Source organism: Xenorhabdus szentirmaii DSM 16338, from assembly GCF_002632585.1.
In the GTDB taxonomy this organism is placed as follows: domain Bacteria; phylum Pseudomonadota; class Gammaproteobacteria; order Enterobacterales; family Enterobacteriaceae; genus Xenorhabdus; species Xenorhabdus szentirmaii.
Genome location: NZ_NIBV01000031.1, coordinates 1 through 905, shown reverse-complemented (window position 1 = coordinate 905; position 905 = coordinate 1). Strand labels below are relative to the sequence as shown.

At 61.8% G+C, this 905-nt stretch carries 1 protein-coding gene; it reads left to right on the top strand.

Going from position 1 to position 905, the window contains the following annotated elements:
- A partial coding sequence (locus Xsze_RS21480; RefSeq protein WP_143707619.1) for a CHC2 zinc finger domain-containing protein occupies positions 1-905 on the top strand: 905 nt, incomplete at both ends.

The window sequence follows — 905 nt, the reverse complement described above, 5'->3', positions numbered from 1 at the left end:
ATTGAGCAGCAGGGGCGGAAGCTCACCCCGCGCGGCAAGGACATGACCGTGCTGTGCCCGTTCCATCAGGAAAAAACTCCCTCGATGGTGATCACCCCATCCAAGAACCTTTATCACTGCTTTGGCTGCGATGCCGGCGGGTCGGTGCTCGACTGGGTGATGAAAACCGAGGGGTTGAGCCTGCGCCATGCCGTGGAGCGGTTGCGGGCGATGCTGGGTGAAAATCCGGCCGTCGAGCCGTTGGTAGCCAGTGAGGAACTGGCCGGGGATGCCGCCGGACAACAGGCGCTGCTGTCACGGGTGGTTGAGTTCTATCACCAGACCCTGCTCAATGCGCCGGAAGTGCATCAATATCTGAAAAAACGCCGCCTTGACCATCCCGAACTGGTCAGCCACTTTAAACTCGGCTTTGCCAACCGCACCCTCGGTTATCGGTTGCCCGATAAAAAACAGAAAGCCGGGGCTGAGATCCGCGCCCGGCTTCAGGCGGTCGGGTTGTTGCGGGAAAGCGGGCATGAGCACTTCAGCGGTTCGCTGGTCATTCCGGTGATCGGTGCTGAAGGGCAGGTGCAGGAGCTGTATGGCCGCAAAATCACGGACCGCCTGCGGGCAGGCACCCCGCTGCACCTGTATCTGCCGGGGGCGCATGGCGGCGTCTGGAATGAAGCCGGGCTGGCCGGTTCGGCCTCGGTGATCCTGTGTGAATCGCTGATTGATGCGATGTCGTTCTGGTGTGCGGGGTATCGGCATGTGACCTGTTCCTATGGGGTACACGGGTTTACCGAGGCGCACCGCGCCGCCTTCCGGCAGCATGACATCCGGCAGGTACATATTGCCTATGACAATGATAAAGCGGGCAATGACGCGGCGGCGGCGCTGGCCGCCGAGCTGCAACTGGCCGGGCT